This window comes from Klebsiella sp. PL-2018, assembly GCF_019048985.1.
Lineage (GTDB): Bacteria > Pseudomonadota > Gammaproteobacteria > Enterobacterales > Enterobacteriaceae > Klebsiella > Klebsiella michiganensis.
Window position 1 is genome coordinate 3053755 of record NZ_CP077673.1, and the last position, 19784, is coordinate 3073538.

General features: G+C 59.0%; 14 protein-coding genes. 9 read left to right on the top strand and 5 right to left on the bottom strand.

The annotated features are described in order from the left end of the window. The first annotated feature begins 188 nt into the window (after window positions 1–188). The 5 genes from MKleb_RS14185 (at window position 189) to narI (ending at window position 8324) form a co-directional block, all read left to right on the top strand. Window positions 189–1577, top strand: a complete 1389-nt coding sequence (locus MKleb_RS14185; protein WP_025108243.1) for a NarK family nitrate/nitrite MFS transporter — start codon at window positions 189–191, stop codon at window positions 1575–1577. A gap of 93 nt (window positions 1578–1670) precedes the next feature. Further along, window positions 1671–5411 carry a nitrate reductase subunit alpha gene (locus MKleb_RS14190; protein ID WP_217075947.1) on the top strand — a complete coding sequence of 1247 codons (3741 nt, stop codon included), beginning with the start codon at window positions 1671–1673 and terminating at the stop codon, window positions 5409–5411. Continuing rightward, window positions 5408–6952, top strand: coding sequence for a nitrate reductase subunit beta (gene narH / locus MKleb_RS14195; protein WP_004101903.1), 1545 nt, complete (start codon window positions 5408–5410; stop codon window positions 6950–6952). Before MKleb_RS14190 ends, narH begins: the two co-directional genes overlap by 4 nt. After that, entirely contained in the window at window positions 6952–7647 is a 696-nt protein-coding gene (gene narW, locus MKleb_RS14200) for a nitrate reductase molybdenum cofactor assembly chaperone (protein ID WP_014229273.1), read from the top strand. Before narH ends, narW begins: the two co-directional genes overlap by 1 nt. Then, the gene (gene narI, locus MKleb_RS14205) at window positions 7644–8324 is read left to right on the top strand and encodes a respiratory nitrate reductase subunit gamma (protein ID WP_014838419.1); all 681 of its coding nucleotides are present in this window, start codon (window positions 7644–7646) and stop codon (window positions 8322–8324) included. The genes narW and narI overlap by 4 nt, the downstream gene beginning before the upstream one ends. A gap of 148 nt (window positions 8325–8472) precedes the next feature. On the opposite strand, the gene nhoA is transcribed toward narI, so the two are convergent. The 4 genes from nhoA to MKleb_RS14225 all read right to left on the bottom strand — a co-directional run bounded on the left by nhoA (window position 8473) and on the right by MKleb_RS14225 (window position 13001). After that, complete coding sequence (gene nhoA, locus MKleb_RS14210; RefSeq protein WP_014229271.1) at window positions 8473–9318, bottom strand: N-hydroxyarylamine O-acetyltransferase; 846 nt, start codon at window positions 9316–9318, stop codon at window positions 8473–8475. Between the two features lie 76 nt (window positions 9319–9394). After that, window positions 9395–11050: an ABC transporter permease gene (locus MKleb_RS14215; RefSeq protein WP_025108241.1), complete on the bottom strand. Its 1656-nt coding sequence runs from the start codon at window positions 11048–11050 to the stop codon at window positions 9395–9397. Between the two features lie 281 nt (window positions 11051–11331). Beyond that, window positions 11332–12300, bottom strand: coding sequence for an ABC transporter substrate-binding protein (locus tag MKleb_RS14220; protein ID WP_025107866.1), 969 nt, complete (start codon window positions 12298–12300; stop codon window positions 11332–11334). After that, the gene (locus tag MKleb_RS14225) at window positions 12297–13001 is read right to left on the bottom strand and encodes an ABC transporter ATP-binding protein (protein ID WP_025107867.1); all 705 of its coding nucleotides are present in this window, start codon (window positions 12999–13001) and stop codon (window positions 12297–12299) included. The genes MKleb_RS14220 and MKleb_RS14225 overlap by 4 nt, the downstream gene beginning before the upstream one ends. A 210-nt stretch (window positions 13002–13211) precedes the next feature. On the opposite strand from MKleb_RS14225, the gene MKleb_RS14230 reads away from it, so the two are divergent. After that, window positions 13212–13793: a flavin reductase family protein gene (locus MKleb_RS14230; protein WP_004850682.1), complete on the top strand. Its 582-nt coding sequence runs from the start codon at window positions 13212–13214 to the stop codon at window positions 13791–13793. 146 nt (window positions 13794–13939) lie between these two features. Here the strand turns inward: MKleb_RS14230 and MKleb_RS14235 are convergent, their stop codons facing one another. Next, entirely contained in the window at window positions 13940–14761 is an 822-nt protein-coding gene (locus tag MKleb_RS14235; protein ID WP_014229266.1) for a helix-turn-helix domain-containing protein, read from the bottom strand. A 203-nt stretch (window positions 14762–14964) separates the two neighbouring features. Between MKleb_RS14235 and MKleb_RS14240 the strand changes: the two genes are divergently transcribed. From MKleb_RS14240 to MKleb_RS14250, 3 genes are read left to right on the top strand one after another with little or no spacing between them, the layout of a single operon-like run. Then, window positions 14965–16536, top strand: coding sequence for an alpha-L-rhamnosidase-related protein (locus MKleb_RS14240; protein ID WP_025107868.1), 1572 nt, complete (start codon window positions 14965–14967; stop codon window positions 16534–16536). A gap of 26 nt (window positions 16537–16562) precedes the next feature. Then, window positions 16563–17945: a glycoside-pentoside-hexuronide (GPH):cation symporter gene (locus MKleb_RS14245; RefSeq protein ID WP_025107869.1), complete on the top strand. Its 1383-nt coding sequence runs from the start codon at window positions 16563–16565 to the stop codon at window positions 17943–17945. A gap of 44 nt (window positions 17946–17989) precedes the next feature. After that, window positions 17990–19594, top strand: a complete 1605-nt coding sequence (locus tag MKleb_RS14250) for a carbohydrate porin (protein ID WP_025107870.1) — start codon at window positions 17990–17992, stop codon at window positions 19592–19594. The last annotated feature ends 190 nt before the right edge of the window (window positions 19595–19784 follow it).

The window sequence follows — 19784 nt, forward strand, 5'->3', positions numbered from 1 at the left end:
TTTAAGTTACATTTAGTAACAAATAATCCTGAGCTAATATTCGCGCGTCTTCTTTCGGCGCGCTTTTCTTATCTATTCTTCATTTATTACAACAGATACATCCCCATCCCTGATTTTATTTCTTTTATTAATTTGCTGTTTTACCAGTTTATTCTTTTTTGACGGGTTACTGTGCATTCGAGGGCAATATGCTGAGCAAAAATGAGAAAAAGAATCATTATCTTTTAAAAGAGTGGAAACCAGAAAATGCGGCGTTTTGGGAGAATAAGGGAAAGCAAATAGCGCGCAGAAATCTTTGCATTTCCGTAGGTTGTTTGCTACTCGCCTTTTGCGTCTGGATGCTATTCAGCGCCGTCGCCGTCAATCTCAATAAAGTCGGATTTAATTTCACCACCGATCAGCTCTTTTTATTAACCGCTCTACCCTCGCTTTCCGGCGCAATATTACGCGTCCCCTACTCCTTTATGGTACCTATATTTGGCGGGCGCTACTGGACGGTATTAAGCACGATTATTCTGGTGGTGCCCTGTATCTGGCTGGGTATCGCCATTCAAAACCCCGCTACTCCATTCTGGGTATTTATCACCATTGCCCTGCTGTGCGGTTTTGCCGGTGCGAACTTTGCTTCCAGCATGGGAAATATCAGTTTTTTCTTTCCCAAAGCGAAACAGGGCAGCGCGCTGGGTATCAACGGCGGCCTCGGCAATCTCGGCGTCAGCGTGATGCAGATGATCGCGCCGGCGGCGATTTTTCTGCCCATCTTCGCTTTTCTTGGCATCCATGGCGTGCCTCAGGAGGATGGCTCTCTTCTCGCGCTGAGCAACGCCGCCCTCGTCTGGGTTCCGCTGCTGGTGATAGCCACCTTCGCCGCCTGGGTAGGAATGAACGACATCGCCAGCTCAAAGGCTTCGATTCGCGAGCAGCTGCCGGTGCTGAAACGCCCGCATATGTGGCTGCTGAGCCTGCTCTATCTGGCCACCTTTGGCTCGTTTATCGGCTTCTCCGCCGGTTTCGCCATGCTGGCGAAAACGCAGTTCCCTGATGTTAACATCCTTAAGCTGGCCTTCTTCGGGCCGTTTATCGGCGCGCTGGCGCGTTCTTTCGGCGGGATTATATCCGACCGTCTCGGCGGCGTACGCGTCACGCTGGTGAACTTTGTGCTGATGGCGCTGTTCACCGGCCTGCTGTTTCTCACCCTCCCCGGCAGCGGCTCAGGCAGTTTTCTCGCCTTTTACGTGGTGTTTATGGGGCTGTTCCTGACCGCCGGTCTCGGCAGCGGTTCCACCTTCCAGATGATCGCCGTGATCTTTCGCCAAATCACCCTCGACAGCGTGAAGAAACGCGGCGGCAGCGACGAACAGGCCCAGCACGAAGCGGTGACCGACACCGCGGCGGCGCTCGGCTTTATCTCCGCCATCGGCGCGATTGGTGGCTTCTTTATCCCTAAAGCCTTCGGTACCTCGCTGGCGATGACCGGCTCCCCGGTCGGGGCGATGAAGGTCTTCCTGGTTTTCTACGTGGTTTGCGTGCTGGTGACCTGGCTGGTCTACGGCCGTCGTAAACCGGCAAAACAATAACGGCATATTCATCGGGTGGCGGCTGACGCCCTATCCGGCCTGGGGATCGTACGGTCTTTTCAGGCCGGACATTATCGGAGCAGGAGGAAGGTCATGAGTAAACTACTGGATCGCTTTCGCTACTTTAAGCAGAAAGGCGAGAGCTTTGCCAACGGCCACGGTAAGGTGTACAACACCAACCGCGACTGGGAAGACAGCTACCGTCAGCGCTGGCAGTTCGACAAAATCGTCCGCTCAACGCACGGCGTGAACTGCACAGGCTCCTGCAGCTGGAAAATTTACGTCAAAAACGGGCTGGTCACCTGGGAAACTCAGCAAACGGACTACCCCCGCACCCGCCCGGACCTGCCCAACCACGAACCCCGCGGCTGCCCGCGCGGCGCAAGCTACTCCTGGTACCTCTACAGCGCTAACCGCCTGAAGTATCCGCTGGCGCGCAAGCGGCTGATTGCCCTATGGCGCGAAGCGCTGGCTCAGCACCCGGACCCGGTGCAGGCGTGGGACAGCATCATGCAGGACCCGGTCAAAACCCTCAGCTACAAGCAGGTACGCGGCAAAGGCGGGTTTATCCGTTCAAGCTGGAAGGAGCTGAACCAGCTGATTGCCGCCGCTAACGTCTGGACCATCAAAAACTACGGCCCGGACCGCGTGGCGGGCTTTTCGCCGATCCCGGCGATGTCGATGGTATCTTACGCCGCCGGCACCCGGTATCTGTCGCTGCTCGGCGGCACCTGCCTGAGCTTCTACGACTGGTACTGCGACCTTCCCCCCGCCTCGCCAATGACCTGGGGCGAGCAGACCGACGTTCCCGAGTCCGCCGACTGGTACAACTCCAGCTATATTATCGCCTGGGGCTCCAACGTCCCGCAGACCCGAACCCCGGACGCCCACTTCTTTACGGAAGTGCGCTACAAGGGCACCAAAACCATCGCGATTACCCCGGACTTTTCGGAGGTAGCCAAGCTCAGCGACCAGTGGCTGGCGCCGAAACAGGGTACCGACAGCGCGCTGGCCATGGCGATGGGCCACGCGATCCTCAAAACGTTTCACCTTGATAACCCGAGCGATTATTTCCTCAACTACTGCCGCACCTACACCGATATGCCGATGCTGGTGATGCTTGAGCGTCGCGAGGAGGGTTTCTACGTTCCCGGCAGGATGGTCCGCGCCGCCGATCTGGTTGACGGGCTGGGCGAAAGCAATAACCCGGAGTGGAAAACCGTCGCCTATAACAGCGCTGGTGAACTGGTGGCGCCCAACGGTTCGATTGGCTTCCGCTGGGGAGAGAAAGGCAAATGGAACCTTGAACAGCAGGCCGCCGGGCAAGCCATTGAACTCAAACTATCGCTGCTGGATAGCCGTGACGACGTGGTGACGGTGGGCTTTCCCTACTTCGGCGGCAACGAAAACCCGCACTTTCGCAGCATCAAGCAGGATCCGGTGACGCTGCATCAGCTGCCGGTTAAGCAGCTCCCGCTGGCCAACGGTGAATCCGGCCTGGTGGTTAGCGTCTACGATCTGATTCTCGCCAACTACGGACTCGATCGCGGTTTAGACGATCCCAACGCCGCGCAGGACTTCGGCGAGATGAAAGCCTATACCCCGGCGTGGGCCGAACAGATTACCGGCGTCCCGCGCCAGCACATCGAGCAGATCGCCCGTGAATTCGCCGATACCGCGCATAAAACCCACGGACGGTCGATGATTATCCTCGGCGCTGGCGTCAACCACTGGTATCACATGGATATGAACTACCGGGGGATGATCAATATGCTGGTGTTTTGCGGCTGCGTCGGCCAGAGCGGCGGCGGCTGGTCGCACTATGTCGGCCAGGAGAAGCTGCGTCCGCAAACCGGCTGGCTGCCGCTGGCGTTCGCCCTTGACTGGAATCGTCCGCCGCGCCAGATGAACAGCACCTCCTTTTTTTACAATCACGCCAGCCAGTGGCGCTATGAAAAGCTGACCGCCCGGGAGCTGCTGTCGCCGCTGGCCGATGCCAGCCAATTCAGCGGCCATCTGATCGACTTTAACGTTCGCGCCGAGCGCATGGGCTGGCTGCCCTCCGCGCCGCAGCTGGGCGTCAACCCGCTGACCATCAAGGCGCAGGCCGCCGCGGCCGGACTGACTCCCGCCGACTACACCGCCCGGGCGCTGAAGTCCGGCGAGATCCGCTTCGCCTGCGAACAGCCGGATAACGGCAAAAATCATCCGCGTAATCTGTTTATCTGGCGCTCCAACCTGCTGGGCTCTTCCGGCAAGGGCCACGAGTATATGCTCAAATATCTGCTGGGCACCGACAGCGGTATTCAGGGCGATGAGCTGGGCGCCAGCGATGACGTGAAGCCCGAAGAGGTGGAGTGGCAGACCGCGGCCATCGAAGGCAAGCTCGACCTGCTGGTGACGCTCGATTTCCGCATGTCCAGTACCTGCCTGTTCTCCGATATCGTTCTGCCGACCGCCACGTGGTATGAAAAAGACGATATGAACACCTCGGATATGCATCCGTTTATCCACCCGCTCTCAGCCGCCGTTGACCCGGCGTGGGAGGCGAAAAGCGACTGGGAAATTTACAAAGATATCGCCAAAACCTTCTCCGAGGTCTGCGTCGGCCACCTCGATAAAGAGACCGACGTTGTGCTGGTGCCGCTGCAGCACGACTCCCCGGCGGAGCTGTCGCAGCCCTTCGACGTGCTGGACTGGCGGAAAGGGGAATGCGAGCTGACGCCGGGTAAAACCGCGCCGTCGATTGCCGTCGTTGAGCGCGATTATCCGGCGACGTATGAGCGCTTTACCTCCCTCGGGCCGCTGCTCGACAAACTGGGCAACGGCGGTAAAGGCATCACCTGGAACACCCAGAACGAGGTCGACTTCCTCGGCAAGCTTAACTACGTCAAGCTTGATGGCCCGGCCAAAGGTCGTCCGCGCATCGACAGCGCCATTGACGCCTCGGAAGTGATCCTCGCCCTCGCCCCGGAAACCAATGGCCAGGTGGCGGTCAAAGCCTGGCAAGCGCTCGGCGAGTTTACCGGCCGCGAGCATACGCACCTGGCGCTGAATAAAGAGGATGAAAAAATTCGCTTCCGCGATATTCAGGCCCAGCCGCGCAAAATTATCTCCAGCCCGACCTGGTCCGGCCTCGAGAGCGAGCATGTTTCCTACAACGCCGGCTATACCAACGTTCACGAGCTGATCCCCTGGCGCACCCTTTCCGGCCGCCAGCAGCTGTATCAGGATCACCCCTGGATGCGCGCCTTTGGCGAAAGCCTGGTGGTTTATCGTCCGCCCATTGACACCCGCAGCGTCAGCCAGATGAAAGCGATTCCGCCTAACGGCTTCCCGGAAAAAGCGCTCAATTTCCTGACGCCGCACCAGAAATGGGGCATCCACTCCACCTACAGCGAAAACCTGCTGATGCTGACCCTGTCGCGCGGCGGGCCGATCGTGTGGATCAGCGACACCGACGCTCGCGAGCTGGGTATTGAAGATAACGACTGGATCGAGGCCTTCAACGCCAACGGCGCGCTCACCGCCCGCGCGGTGGTCAGCCAGCGCGTACCGCCGGGGATGACCATGATGTACCACGCGCAGGAGCGCCTGATGAATATTCCGGGCTCGGAAGTCACCGGACGGCGCGGCGGGATCCATAACTCGGTCACCCGCGTGTGCCCGAAACCGACCCATATGATTGGCGGCTACGCCCAGCTGGCTTACGGTTTCAACTACTACGGCACCGTCGGCTCCAACCGCGACGAGTTCATCATGATCCGCAAAATGAAAAATATTGACTGGCTGGATGACGAAGGTCGCGATGGGGTACAGGAGGCGAAAAAATGAAAATACGTTCACAGGTCGGTATGGTTCTCAATCTCGATAAATGCATCGGCTGCCACACCTGCTCCGTCACCTGTAAAAACGTCTGGACCGGACGCGAAGGGATGGAATACGCCTGGTTTAACAACGTCGAAACCAAACCGGGCATTGGCTATCCGAAAAACTGGGAAGATCAGGAGGTGTGGGAAGGCGGCTGGGTGCGCGATGTTAATGGCAAAATACGCCCGCGTCTGGGCGGCAAAATGGGCGTCATCACCAAAATTTTCGCCAATCCGGTGATACCGCAGATCGACGACTACTATGAACCCTTTACCTTTGATTACCAGCATCTGCACAACGCGCCGGAGGGAAAACACCTGCCCACCGCCCGTCCGCGTTCGCTTATCGACGGCAAGCGGATGGATAAAATCATCTGGGGCCCCAACTGGGAAGAGCTGCTCGGCGGCGAGTTTGAAAAGCGCGCCCGCGACCGAAACTTCGACAAGATTCAGAAGGAGATGTACGGCCAGTTTGAAAATACCTTCATGATGTATCTGCCGCGCCTGTGCGAGCACTGCCTGAACCCGAGCTGCGTCGCCACCTGCCCCAGCGGCGCCATCTACAAGCGTGAAGAAGACGGCATCGTGCTGATCGACCAGGACAAATGCCGCGGCTGGCGTCTGTGCATCAGCGGCTGCCCGTACAAGAAAATCTACTTCAACTGGAAAAGCGGCAAATCGGAGAAGTGCATCTTCTGCTACCCGCGTATCGAGTCCGGACAGCCCACCGTCTGTTCAGAAACCTGCGTGGGACGTATCCGCTACCTCGGCGTGCTGTTGTACGACGCCGACCGCATTGAAGAGGCTGCCAGCACCGAGCGCGAAACCGACCTCTACGAGCGGCAGTGCGAGGTGTTCCTCAACCCCCACGACCCGGCGGTGATTGAAGAAGCGCTGAAACAGGGGATTCCACAAAACGTGATTGATGCCGCCCAGCGCTCGCCGGTGTACAAAATGGCGATGGACTGGAAGCTGGCGCTGCCGCTGCATCCGGAATACCGCACCCTGCCAATGGTCTGGTACGTGCCGCCGCTGTCGCCGATTCAGTCCTACGCCGACGCCGGCGGTCTGCCGAAAAGCGACGGCGTGCTTCCGGCCATCGAAAGCCTGCGCATTCCGGTGCAGTATCTCGCCAATATGCTCAGCGCGGGCGATACCGGCCCGGTACTGCGCGCGCTGAAGCGCATGATGGCAATGCGTCACTACATGCGCTCGCAAACGGTGGAAGGCGTCACCGATACTCGCGCCATCGAGGAGGTGGGCCTGAGCGTTGAGCAGGTCGAGGAGATGTACCGCTATCTGGCGATCGCCAACTACGAGGACCGCTTCGTGATCCCGACCAGCCACCGCGAAATGGCGCGCGACGCCTTCCCCGAGCGCAACGGCTGCGGCTTTACCTTCGGCGACGGCTGCCACGGCTCCGACACCAAATTCAACCTGTTCAACAGTAGCCGCATTGACGCCATCAACATCACCGAAGTACGCGATAAAGCGGAGGGGGAATAATGCAAATCCTCAAAGCGATCGGCCTGCTGATGGAGTATCCGGATGAGTTTCTTTGGCAGTGCAAGGACGAGGTGCTGAGCATGGTGCGTCACGACGCCCCTGTGCTCAACGACTTCGCCGCGGAGATGCTGAATGCCCCGCTGCTGGACAAGCAGGCCGAATGGTGCGAAGTGTTCGACCGGGGCCGCGCCACGTCGCTGCTGCTGTTTGAACACGTGCACGCCGAGTCCCGCGACCGCGGTCAGGCGATGGTCGACCTGCTCGCTCAGTATGAAAAGGCGGGCCTGGTGCTCAACTGTCGCGAACTTCCCGACCACCTGCCGCTGTATCTGGAATACCTCAGCATCCTGCCGGAAAACGAAGCGCGCGAAGGTCTGCAAAACGTCGCGCCGATTCTGGCGCTGCTGGGCGGGCGGCTGAAGCAGCGCGGTGTCCCCTGGTATCAGCTGTTTGACGCCCTGCTGAGCCTAGGCGGGATCCCGCTATCAAGTGACAGTGTCACTCAACAGGTCAACAACGAGTCCCGTGATGACACCCGGCAGGCGCTGGATGCGGTCTGGGAAGAAGAACAGGTGAAATTTATTGAAGACAACGCTACGGCCTGTGACAGCTCACCGTTACAGCAATATCAACGACGCTTTAGCCAGGACGTGGCGCCGCAGTACGTCGACGTCAGCGCGGGAGGCCCGAAATGATACAGTATCTGAACGTCTTTTTTTACGACATCTACCCCTACATCTGCGCGACGGTCTTTTTTCTCGGCAGCTGGCTGCGCTATGACTACGGCCAGTACACCTGGCGCGCCTCCTCCAGCCAGATGCTGGATAAACGCGGGATGGTGATCTGGTCGAATCTGTTCCATATCGGCATACTCGGCATTTTCTTTGGCCATCTGTTCGGCATGTTAACGCCGCACTGGATGTATGCCTGGTTTTTACCCATTGCGGTCAAGCAGCAGATGGCGATGGTGCTCGGCGGCGTCTGCGGCGTCCTGACGCTGATTGGCGGCGCCGGTTTGCTCTGGCGTCGTCTGACCAACCAGCGCGTTCGCGCCACCTCGACCGCGCCGGATATCATCATCATGAGCATTCTGCTGATTCAGTGCCTGCTCGGGCTGAGCACCATCCCTTTCTCGGCGCAGTATCCGGACGGCAGTGAAATGATGAAGCTGGTGGGCTGGGCGCAGGGCATCGTCACCTTCCGCGGCGGCTCGTCAGAAATGCTCAGCGGCGTGGCCTTTGTTTTCCGCGTGCATCTGGTGCTGGGGATGACGATTTTCCTGCTGTTTCCGTTCACCCGGCTGGTTCACGTCTGGAGCGCGCCGTTTGAATATTTCACCCGCCGCTACCAGGTGGTACGTTCAAGACGCTGAACAAAATCCGCAATCATCCCGGGTCGCGGCAAAAACGCCTAACCCGGGCGACAGGCTCGCCCCGTAGCCCGGCTAAGCGTAGCGCAAGCCGGGTAACATCCCCGTTTGACCGTCATCCCCTATCCAGCCAACGGCTCCTGTACGATATTTATTTTCCGGCCTCGGGATGGGTATCAAACGCCGCCATCACCGCCGCCAGCTCCGCTTCGCTAAAGCCGTATTTGGCATCATCCACGCCAAGGCCAAAACGCGTTTGCAGCGCCTCATACAGCGCCGGAACGTCCGCTAAATCGAGCTTTTCGACGACGTGGTTTTTATCCCAATGGGTAAAGTGGAAATTGGTCAGCGTCATTTTGCCGCCGTCCGGCAAGTGGCGGCACATCAGCAGATGATGGCGGAAGTGCGACTGCGGCCAGTGCGCCGACCAGAAGTTGCCCATCACATAGTCGGAAGCGTACTGGCGACCTAAATCAAAATGGTACATCGACTGCCAGTGACCGTGATGGCTGAACTGCAACGCCCACTCTTCTCCTTCGTAAATCAGGCGATATTCGCCGTGCGGGGTGGATTGTTCTATATCCGCCAGCAGCTTAATCGGCGCGGTCAGCGTCTGGCCGCCGAAACCAACGTCGGCAATCCAGCGTTCCCCCTCCACCTCCACCAGCAGCAGCCGATGGGTACGCGGCGGCATATGCGGCGGATTGGCCAGCACCACACGCCCCAGAAGGCTGCGCACGGTAAAGCCGATCTCGCGCAGCGCTCTTTCCAGCAGGCCGTTTTGCTCGAAGCAGTAGCCGCCGCGACGACCGTGAATCAGCTTCTCTTCGAGGGTGCGATCGTCGAGATGTATCTCTCTGGGCAGCAGCACATCCAGATTTTCAAAGGGGATCGCGCCGTTATGGTGAATATGCAGTTCGCGCAGGGTGTGAAGTGAAACGTCCGGGGTGCCCGTCCAGCCCAGACGAGAAAAATAGGCGCTTAAAAAGGGACTCATCAATGCCTCCAGCAATCGGTGTCCGACATTTATAGCCTGTTTTTCCCGCCTGACCAGCTATTTTGTGCGATCGTATTTATCCGCGCGTGCCCCGCTGCATCAGCGCCAGCGCGCAGAGCATCAGTCCCAGACCGGTAAAGAGCGTCAGCGATGCCATTGCCATTCCCTCTCCCGCCGAGCCCTGCTCAAACTGGCGCCAGATAAACACCGCGACGGTTTGCGTTCCTGCTGGCGCGAGCAGCAGCGAAGTTACCAGCTCGCGGGAGGCGACGGCGAACACCATCAGCATCGCCGCCAGCAGCGCGGGAAAGACCAGCGGCAGAACGATCAGACGCAGCGCCTGTAGGGCCGTCGCCCCATGTACCCTTGCCGCAGGCTCAAGATTATTGCCAAGCTGACGCAGCGCGCTGCTGACGTAGCGCACCGGCCAGGGCAGCAGCAGACAGCAGTAGGAAAGCAGCAGCATAAACCAGGTGTTGTAGGGGGACACCGGCCAGAACGGCTGGTTCCACAGCAGAATCAGCCCGACGCCCACCACCACGCCCGGCAGCGCCGCCGGCAGCAGCGATAGCGCATCAACAAAGGCGCTCCCCTTCATTTTTTGCACCACAACCAGCCAGGCGGCGAGCAGCCCCACCAGGCCGACAACCCCTGCCGAAGCCAGCGCCAGCGAAAGGCTGGTTGCCAGTGCCGACAGCGCGTCGCCCTGCTGAGCAAACAGCGCGGCAAAATGACGAAGGGTAACATTGTCAGCGTGGATACCGCCCGACAGCGTGCTCATCAGGCTGGTCAGCACCATCGACGCGCCCGGCATCACCACCGCCAGCCCCCCGACGCCCGCCATCACTAGCACCGCCGGAAGCGTCAGCCAGCCCAACTCCGCCCCGCTATTCTCTCCCGGCTTGCCGGTGACGCTGGTGACCTCTTTATCGCCAGTCAGCCGTTTTTGCAGCCACCAGGCCAGCAGCGCCACCGCGATCAGCAGCAGCGAAAGCAGCGACGCGCCGGGCAGATCGACAGGCCAGTCGGCAAGCTTTTTCTCAATGCCTACGGTCAGCATGACCAGCCCTGCCCGCGACCCCAGGGCCGCCGGAACGCCGTACTCTTCAATGGCCAGGGTAAACGCCAGCAGCATCCCCGCCGCCAGAGCCGGAGAAAGCATCGGCAGCGTGATGTGCCAGAACGCACGCCAGGCGCTGGCGCCGTGCACCCGAGCGACAATCGCCAGCCGCTGACCGCTGGCCAACAGGCTGCGCGAGACGGCAAAGTAGACCACCGGAAAGATATTGAGGGTCATCACCAGCACGATCCCGATGCGGCTAAAAAGCAGATCGTTAAGATCCCAGCCGGTCAGCTGCTGGAGATAGCCATGACTTTGCAGCATCAGCATCCACGACAGCGCGGCAATATAGGGCGGCGTCAGAAACGGGATCAGAAAGAGCAGATCCCACAGCCGCGGCAGCGGGATAGTAAACAATCCCCGCAAGACGCCCAGCGGTAGACCGATGACCACGCTCATCAGCGCCACGCCGCAGGCCACCCACAGGGTACCGCCGAGCATCGTCGGCAGCTGCGGGTCGGCAATCAGCGTTGATACGCCGCTAAACGCGCCGCCCAGCGAACCGGCGCTAAAGTGGGGAAAAATTGCCTGGAGGACAATAAAGAGCAGCGGCAATGCCACCAGCACCAGTAGCGCCGCCAGCGTGCCCGCTGAAATCAGTCTCTGTTTCACGGTATTTTCCTGGATACGATCTTACCCGGCTCGCGCTGCGCTTAGCCGGGCTACGGGTCACAGCCGTCTGCGGTCCGGTAGCCCGGACAGGCGCGCCAGCGCCGCCTCCGGGGAATGTGCCCGGGCTGATGCCCAGGCGTTGCCTCTTCCCGGCTCGCGCTGCGCTTAGCCGGGCTACGGGGTCACAGCCGTCTGCGGTCCGGTAGCCCGGACAGGCGCGTCAGCGCCGCCTCCGGGGAACGTGCCCGAGCCAACTTTCGAAGCCCGGGGGAAAAGTCAGTTTACTGGGCGAAAAGCGTATTAAAGCGGGAAAGCACCGCGCTACGTTCGCTAGTGCCCTCGGCTGCGGTCGGCAGAATTTTCAGCTCGTTGAGCAGCGGGCGCTTCGCCGGAATATCGCTGCGGGCGGGCATAAGCCAGGCGTCGGCGACCAGCGCCTGGCCTTCCGGCGACAGCACATAATCAACGAAGGCTTTTGCGTCGTCAGCATGCTGGCTGGTTTTGAGGATCATCATCGGCCGCGGTGCAATGACCGTGCCGCTGGCCGGGAAAATCACCTTTAGCGATTCGCCCTGATGGATATTGCCGTAAGAGACATAATCAACCGCGCCGAATACCGCCGCTTTCGCCCCCTGCATCACCGGCGTTACCGCCTGGGCGTTCGGCCCGCTGACCACCATGCCATTCTTCTTTAACGCATCAAATAGCGCCCAGGCTTTATCGCCCATGCCATTCTGTAACCCGATCAGCAAATCCAGCGACGCGCCGGAAAGCGCCGGGTCCGGCGTCGTCACTTTGTCTTTGAACGCCGCTTCGGTCAGGTCGCGCCACTCTTTCGGCTCCGGAGTGCCGCTTTTGGTATTCCAGACGATCCCCAGGGCCGAAATACCCTGAGCAACGTAATCGGCGGATTTCAGGTTCGCCGGGACCTTATCGGCATTGGCACTCTGATACGGCAGCAGCCAGCCGCGGTGATGCAAATCTTCCGCCGTATCCCACGAGGCGGAAATCAGCACATCCGCCTGCGGGTTAGCCTGCTCGGCCTCGAGACGCGCCATCACCTTACCGGTGGTGGCCTGGAAAATATTTACCTTAACGCCGGTTTTCTTCTCATAGCCGCTGGCAAGGCTTTTCGCCAGCGAGCCCGGCCCGGCGGTGTAGACGGTGAGCGCCTGGGCGCTGGAGATCGTGGTGGCGGACAACATCATCGCGAGCGCGGCTCCTTTGGTAACGGTGATAACGGTTTTCATACGGATTCCCCTGAGGTTGAAGTCACGTCGCGGACGGCGGCAATGCAGCCCGCAGATAAATGAATAATTTTGTCGGCCAGCAGTTCGGCTTCGCGACGGTCGTGGGTGACGTAGACAGCAGTGATGCCCAGCTGGCGCAGCAGGCGGCTCATTTCGAGGCACAGCGACTCGCGCAGCTCGCTGTCGAGATTGGAGAGCGGCTCATCGAACAGCAGCACGCGCGGTTCTGCGACGATGGCGCGGGCCAGCGCAACGCGCTGCTGCTGACCGCCGGAAAGACCCGACGGTTTGCGGTCGGCGAACCCGCTGAGACCGACCATCGCCAGCGCCTCCTCGACCCGTTGCTGTCGCTGCTGACGCCCGACGCCGCGCATACGCAGCGGGAAAGCCACGTTCTGCGCCGCCGTCATGTGCGGCCACAGGGCGTAATCCTGAAAGACCATGCCGAGATCGCGCTGCTCCGGCGGCAAGCCCCAGCCGGTTTTCGCCACCAGGCGATCGCCAAAGTGAATGCTGCCGCTGGCGGGTACGGTTAATCCGGCGAGCAGGCGCAGCAGCGTGCTTTTACCGCAGCCAGAAGGCCCCAGCAGCGCAACAATGCTGCCCGCATCGATATGCAGATCGATCTGATTAAGCACGGTGTGAGCGCCGAAGGCGAAAGAAACGCCGTCGAGTTTAATGCTGGTAAGCGCGCGCATTATCGCCCTCCCGTTGGGAAAGCGAGACTCTGCCCGCGGTCAACATCCGCCGGCGCGCGCTCACCTGAGACAAATTCAGGGGAGCTAACATATTGTTATCCTCTTTGGGACTTAGTGACGCCGACTATAGGGACCCTCGATGACGTATTGATTACATTTTCATTGCGGATTAACGTGTTGTCTGGCATCAGACCCATTTACCAAGGAACGCATATGAGCCGTTTTCGCCACGTGGAACTTCAGTACGCCAGTCGCCTGCTCAACCATGGCCCAACAATTTTGATAACCAGCTATGACGCCCACTCTCAACGCCGTAACGTCATGGCCGCCGCTTGGTCGATGCCAGTGGAGTTCGCTCCGCCGAGGCTGGCCATCGTGGTAGATAAAAGCGCCTGGACGCGGGAAATTATTGAGCGCAACGGCGCATTTGGCATCGTCGTTCCCGGCGTCGAGGCCGCCAGTTGGACCTACGCGGTCGGCAGCATCAGCGGACGCGATGAGGATAAATTTAACGCTTACGGCATCCCGGTCGTGCAAGGTCCGGAGCTGGGCTTGCCGCTGATTGAAGAGAAGTGTCTTGCATGGATGGAGTGCCGACTGCTGCCGGCAACAGCGGCTCAGGAGCAGTACGATACGCTGTTTGGCGAAGTGGTTTCCGCCGCCGCCGATGAGCGCGCGTTCGTCAGCGGACGCTGGCAGTTCGACGACGATAAGATCAATACCCTCCATCATCTCGGCACCGGCAACTTTGTTGCCAGCGGCCGCCACGTCCGCGCCAATACCCCGGAAGAATAGCCCCCGCTCGCCTCCGGGGCAATTCTTCACCACCCTGCGCGTCTCTCCCGGGGGCGGCGCACAGCGCCTTGCCCGGGCTACCGGACCGCAGACCGCTGAGGGCGCGTAGCCCGGACAGATGCGCAGCATCGCCTCCGGGAGGTGAACTAGCGCAGCAAACGCCGCCGGTCTTCGCTGGGCGTCAGGCCAAAGACCTTTTTATATAAGGTGGTAAAGTGGTTGCTGTTGGCAAAACCGCATAAATAAGCCACTTCGGTAATCGTCATATCGGTCTCGCGTAATTTGACGCGCGCCGAAACTAAGCGCAGACGCTTTAAATAATTATCCGGCGTCAATCCCGTCGCCTCTTTAATATGGCGAAAAGCGGTCCGCGTGGTCAGGTGGAATTTCTCCGCCAGCTGCGGCCAGTTATGTTCTTCAAAACAGTGCTCCTGTAGCCAGGTCAGCAATTTATGCAGCTTATATTTGGTGGTGCTATATTCGGCTTCGGTTTCCGCATGCAGAATCGTCGTCACCAGCTGGAAAAAGGCGGCTTCGCGCAGGGCAATATTTTGCCCCCGCCGCAGCTCGGCAGAAAATATTTTATCTACCAGTTCCTTGCAGATATGGCGGGTATCCGGCGCCAGCCAGCCGTAGCAGGAAGCCTTTCGTGCGGAGAACGTCTGCAATAAGGTGTCGAGAGGCTGTAAATAATGAAATTCTACCAGTGGGTTAATTAATACGTTAATTAACTTAAGCGTTCCCAGCTCATCATAATAGTGAACATCGCCCGGCTGAACGTAAAAAACGTCGCCCTGCTGTATATATAATGGCCGGCCATTAATAACGTGTAAGCCGTGTCCTTCTTCAACGATCACCAGTTCAGCAAACTCGTGACTATGTTCATGGCTATTATCTTCCGGATCGCTGGCGTACATTCCCAGCTTATCCTGCGGATGGGTGAAATAATACTCAACGGTTAGCATCATCGATCGGGTCCAAAACGGCATACGGCGCAGGGGCAAGATAATGCATTTAACCGGCCGCCACGAGCAAGATTTATGGAATTGTGATCGGCGACCCGCTCATCTCATTATCAGTGCCATTTTGCCAGATGCATTGGCATTGCCAGAGTGGTTGCCGCGGGCGGCGGCGTCTTATGCTGCGGACAAATCAACACAGAGGACGCAGTATGTCACAGGCAATTCAGCATAATTCTCAGGTCATGATGACCCGCCACCCGAATTTTTTACGTACCGCCGAGGCGCTCCGGCCCGCGCTGAGTCGTCAGGCACACCCGCCGATCGCGGTAGTCGAAGCCCACGCCGACGCCGCGGCGCTCTTCGGCTGGCGCGCCGAGCCGGTGAGCACCCTGGCCGCGCTTTACCAGCGCGAGCTGAGTAGCGGCGATAGCGTCATTATTGATTTTGGCAGCCACTACGTTGGCTACCTGCATTTTCTCTGCCAGAGCGCCGGGAGTCCGCCGGACGCTCCGGCCCATCTGCAGTTGACCTTCGGCGAAACGCTGAGCGAAGTGTGCGAACCGTTCAGCGACTATCAGGGCTGGCTCAGCAGCAGCTGGCTGCAGCAGCAGGATCTGTGGCTTGATGTCCTGCCCGCCGAAATTGACCTGCCGCGCCGCTACTGCTTCCGCTATCTGAAGGTGGAGGTCAAAGCCGTTTCGCGCAAGTTTCGCCTGCAGTTCACGCAGATTGAGGTTAACGCGGTCACCTCGGCCAGCGGCGCATGCCCGGCGGCGACAACCTCCGACCCGCAGCTCCGGGCCATCGATAACGTTGCCGTGCTGACCCTGCAAAACTGCATGCAGGAAGTGTTTGAAGACGGCCCCAAACGCGACCGCCGCCTGTGGCTCGGCGATTTACGTCTGCAGGCGCTGGTCAACGATGTCACCTTCGCACGCCACGATCTGGTGCGCCGCTGCCTGTACCTTTTTGCCGGGCATACTCGCGAGGACGGCATGGTATCGGCCAACGTGTTCGTGCAGCCGGATGTCATTGCGGACGATACCTTTCTTTTTGATTACTCATTGTTTTTTGTCGACGTCCTCTACAACTATCTGCAAAGCGCGGAGGATATGGCCACGGCCCGCGAGCTGTGGCCCACGGCGCGTCGTCAGGTAGAACTGGCGCTGACCCGCTGCGACGCCTCCGGCGTTGTGCGCGATAGCGACGACTGGTGGGTGTTTATCGACTGGCAGGCGTCGCTGAATAAACAGGCGGCGGCGCAGGGGGTACTGATTTACTGCCTGCAGCGCGCTATCTGGCTGGCGGAGCGTTTCGAACCTGAACAGGCCGCAAGCTATCGCCAACGTTTACAGCAGCTCAAAGCGGCGGCCCTCGATGCGTTATGGGACCCGCAGCAGGGCTTTTACGTCAGCGGCGCCCGGCGGCAGGTCTCCTGGGCATCGCAAATCTGGCTGGTGCTGGCGGAAGTCGGCACGCCGCAGCAGCGCCGGGAGATCATGCGCAACCTGGAGAAAAATCCCCCCGCGGTCGCCATGAACACACCCTACCTGCGTCATCACTATATCGCCGCCCTTCTGCAGTGCGGGCTGCGCGACGAGGCAATTGCGCAGATCAAAGCCTACTGGGGAGCCATGGTCGACTACGGCGCCGATACCTTCTGGGAAATCTTCGACCCGGCGCATCCTGATTTTTCCCCTTATGGCAGCAAACTGATAAACAGTTATTGCCATGCGTGGAGCTGCACCCCGGCCTGGTTTATTCGCCAGTACGGACTTTAACAACAACGATAAGCGAGTGTATTTTTATGGCAGAAACAACCTTTACTCTGTGGCGGCAGCGCCTTGGCTATGGCATCGCCGACCTCTCCTGCAATCTCGTGTGGCAGATGATCTCTCTTTATCTGATGTTCTTTTACACCGACGTGATGGGCCTGCCCGCCTATTACGTTGGCCTGATGTTTCTCGTGACGCGTCTGGTGGATGGCGTTGCCGACGTGCTGATGGGGCTGGTTATCGACAATACCGCCACCCGCTGGGGACGCTGTCGTCCGTATCTGCTTATTGGCGCGATCCCTTTCGGATTGCTGTGTATTCTGGCCTTCTACGTGCCGGATTTCGGCACCATCGGTAAGCTGATCTACGCTTTTGTCACCTATCTGTGCCTGTCGTTTCTCTATACCATCGTCAACATTCCGTTCTGCGCCATGCTGCCATTTCTGACGAACGACTCGCGGGAACGCACCACGCTGTCGGCGGTGCGTATTCTGCTCGGTTCGCTCGGCGCGACCATCGTCGCGGTCGCCACTCTGCCGCTGGTTGGCGCGCTGGGGAAAGGCAATCAGCAGCACGGCTTCTTCTACACGGCGGTGGTTTTCGGCGTTATTGCCACCTTCTTCCTGCTGGTGAGCTTCCGGAACGTTAAGGAAAATATCAGCATTACGCAGGAGCGCATGACCTTAAAACGCGCCTGGGTCAGCCTGCGCGCCAACCGGCCGTGGTTCGTCTTCGCCATCAATATTTTCCTGATGTGGGGCGCGTTTTTCTTCCAGACCGGGGCGCTGGTCTACTTTTTCCATTATTACGTCGGCAATAACGATCTCACGGCGATCGTCGCCGGGATCTCCACCTTCGTGCCTCTGCTGGGTACCCTCACCGTGCCGCTGCTCGCCAGCCGGATGAAAAAGCGCCACGTTTATCTGGTCGCCAGCGCGATCAACCTGGTCGGCATGGGCATGATGATGGCGGCAGGCGTTAACAGCTGGGGCCTGGTTGCCGGTGCGGTGGTGCTATCGCTTGGCGCCGGACAGCGCACGGCAATTTACTTCTCCATGCAGGCCGATCCGGTGGATTACGGGGTGTGGAAAACCGGCATCAATACCGCCGGCATCTTAACCTCTATCAACGGCTTTCTTGGCAAGGTGGCTATGGCGGGCGCGGGCGCTATTACCGGGGTACTGCTCTCATCCGGCGGCTATATCGCCAACCAGGCCCAAAGCGACGGCGCGATGCTGGCGATAAAAGCCTGCTACCTCTATATCCCGGCGCTGCTGATTGTCGCCTCAATGCTGTGGATTGGCCGCTTCTATCGCCTCGACGACCAGTATGAACAGATCCGCGCCGACCTTGATGCCGGACGCCGCGCGCCGTCGGACACATCTTCAGTCGCCGGAGAAAACCACGCCCTGTAAGGCGCAGCACACCCTTCATACCTCTGAAAAAAATAAGGATTAATATGCGTATCTCTTTGATTAGCGCGGCGGTTTGCTGCGCCCTTTTTTCGGCTTACGGCGCAAATGCGGCCCCGCTCACCGTCGAACAACGGCTAGCGCTGCTGGAGGCCCGGCTTAATCATGCGGAGCAGGAGGCCGGAGAGGCTAAACGTCGGGCGCAGCAGGCGGAGCTGCGCACCAGCGCGGCAGAACAGCGTGCGGCGGCGGCGGAAAAACAGGTGCAGACGTTAAGCCAGCGCACCGATGCCACGGAGCAAAAGCAGCAGGCTGCCGACAAACAGCTGGCGAAAAGCCGCCTTACCGACGGTTTTGAATTTAACGCCTACGCCCGCTCCGGAATGCTGGTCAACAGCCACGGCAAAGGCGCGCGCGGCGGTCCGGGGATCTCGCCGGCCAGTTCGCTCAACGGTGACGCCCACGTTGGCCGTCTCGGCAATGAGAAAGATAACTACGTGGAGCTCAGCTTCGGCAAAAAAATGACCTTCAGCGACGGGTCGTGGGCGCACTTTAAAACCATGCTTGCCGACGGCGCGACCAACCCGGATCCGTGGGTGCAGGATAACGACAGCCACCATCTGAACGTGCGCCAGCTGTACGTCGAGATGGGTAATTTCGCCGATTTTTCCGGGCCGTTCAGGAGCGCCTCCATCTGGGCGGGCAAGCGTTTCGACCGCGATAACTTCGATATCCACTTTACCGATAGCGATATTATGTTCCTCGGCGGTACCGGCGGCGGGATCAATGACGTCAACTGGAACAGCACGCTGCGCGGCGATTACTCGGTCTATGCGCGCAGCTTTGGCGACCTGGGCAGCGATAACTATCAGGATAACGATATACAGAACCTGATGTTTACCGCCAACCACTTCTGGAACAACTGGCAGCTGATGACCACGGCGATGACCGCCCAGGGTAACGATGACCTGAAAGATACGACGTCGACAACCGGCAGCTACGCCCTGCGCAGCGATAATACGGCGAAAAACGGCTACTACGCGATGCTGGCGTATCACGACAAACAGCGGTTTTATGGCCTGGCGCCGGGCGTTTCGGAGAGCGCCCTGCAGTACGGCGGCGGGCTGGGCGCCGAAGCGCGGCAGCCGGGCAGCGACGGCGATCTTACCGAAAACGCCAAATCTCTGCGCTTTGCGTCATACGGTATTTTGCCGCTGGGGAAAAACTGGCAGCTTGCGCCATCGGTTATCGCCCAGCATAGCGAAGACCGCTATCGCGACGGGGACCGCTACGATTGGGCAACCTTCAACCTGCGGGTTTCCCAGGGGATCACCCGCAACTTCGCCCTGCTGTACGAGGCGTCCTGGCAATATATGGACCTGAATCCCAACGGACGAACCTATCGCTACGACAGCGGCGTGCATCAATACCAGGCGGTGAGCGGCGATTTTTACAAGCTGACCTTCGCCCCGACGTTTAAAGTGGGCGATGTATTGGATATTAAAGCGCGGCCGGAGATACGTTTCTTTGTTACGTGGATGAACTGGGATAAAGATCTGGATCGCTACGCGATCAACGATGATTTCGGCAGTAAAGGCTTTACCGCCGGGGGGAACTGGAACTTCGGCGTGCAGACGGAGATTTGGTTTTAATAAAATAGCCCGTCCGGAGCAAACGCCTGGGCGGGTTTATTTAAATACGCGTTCTTACTTTGTCACTATGCTAGTTCAGTATAAAGTACATTAAACTAATAAAATAAAAACCATAAAATATGAGCGCTCTATTTCTCGACTTCTGTCAAAATAGAATCATTGGTTTCCATACGTAATACTCTCCTTTTTA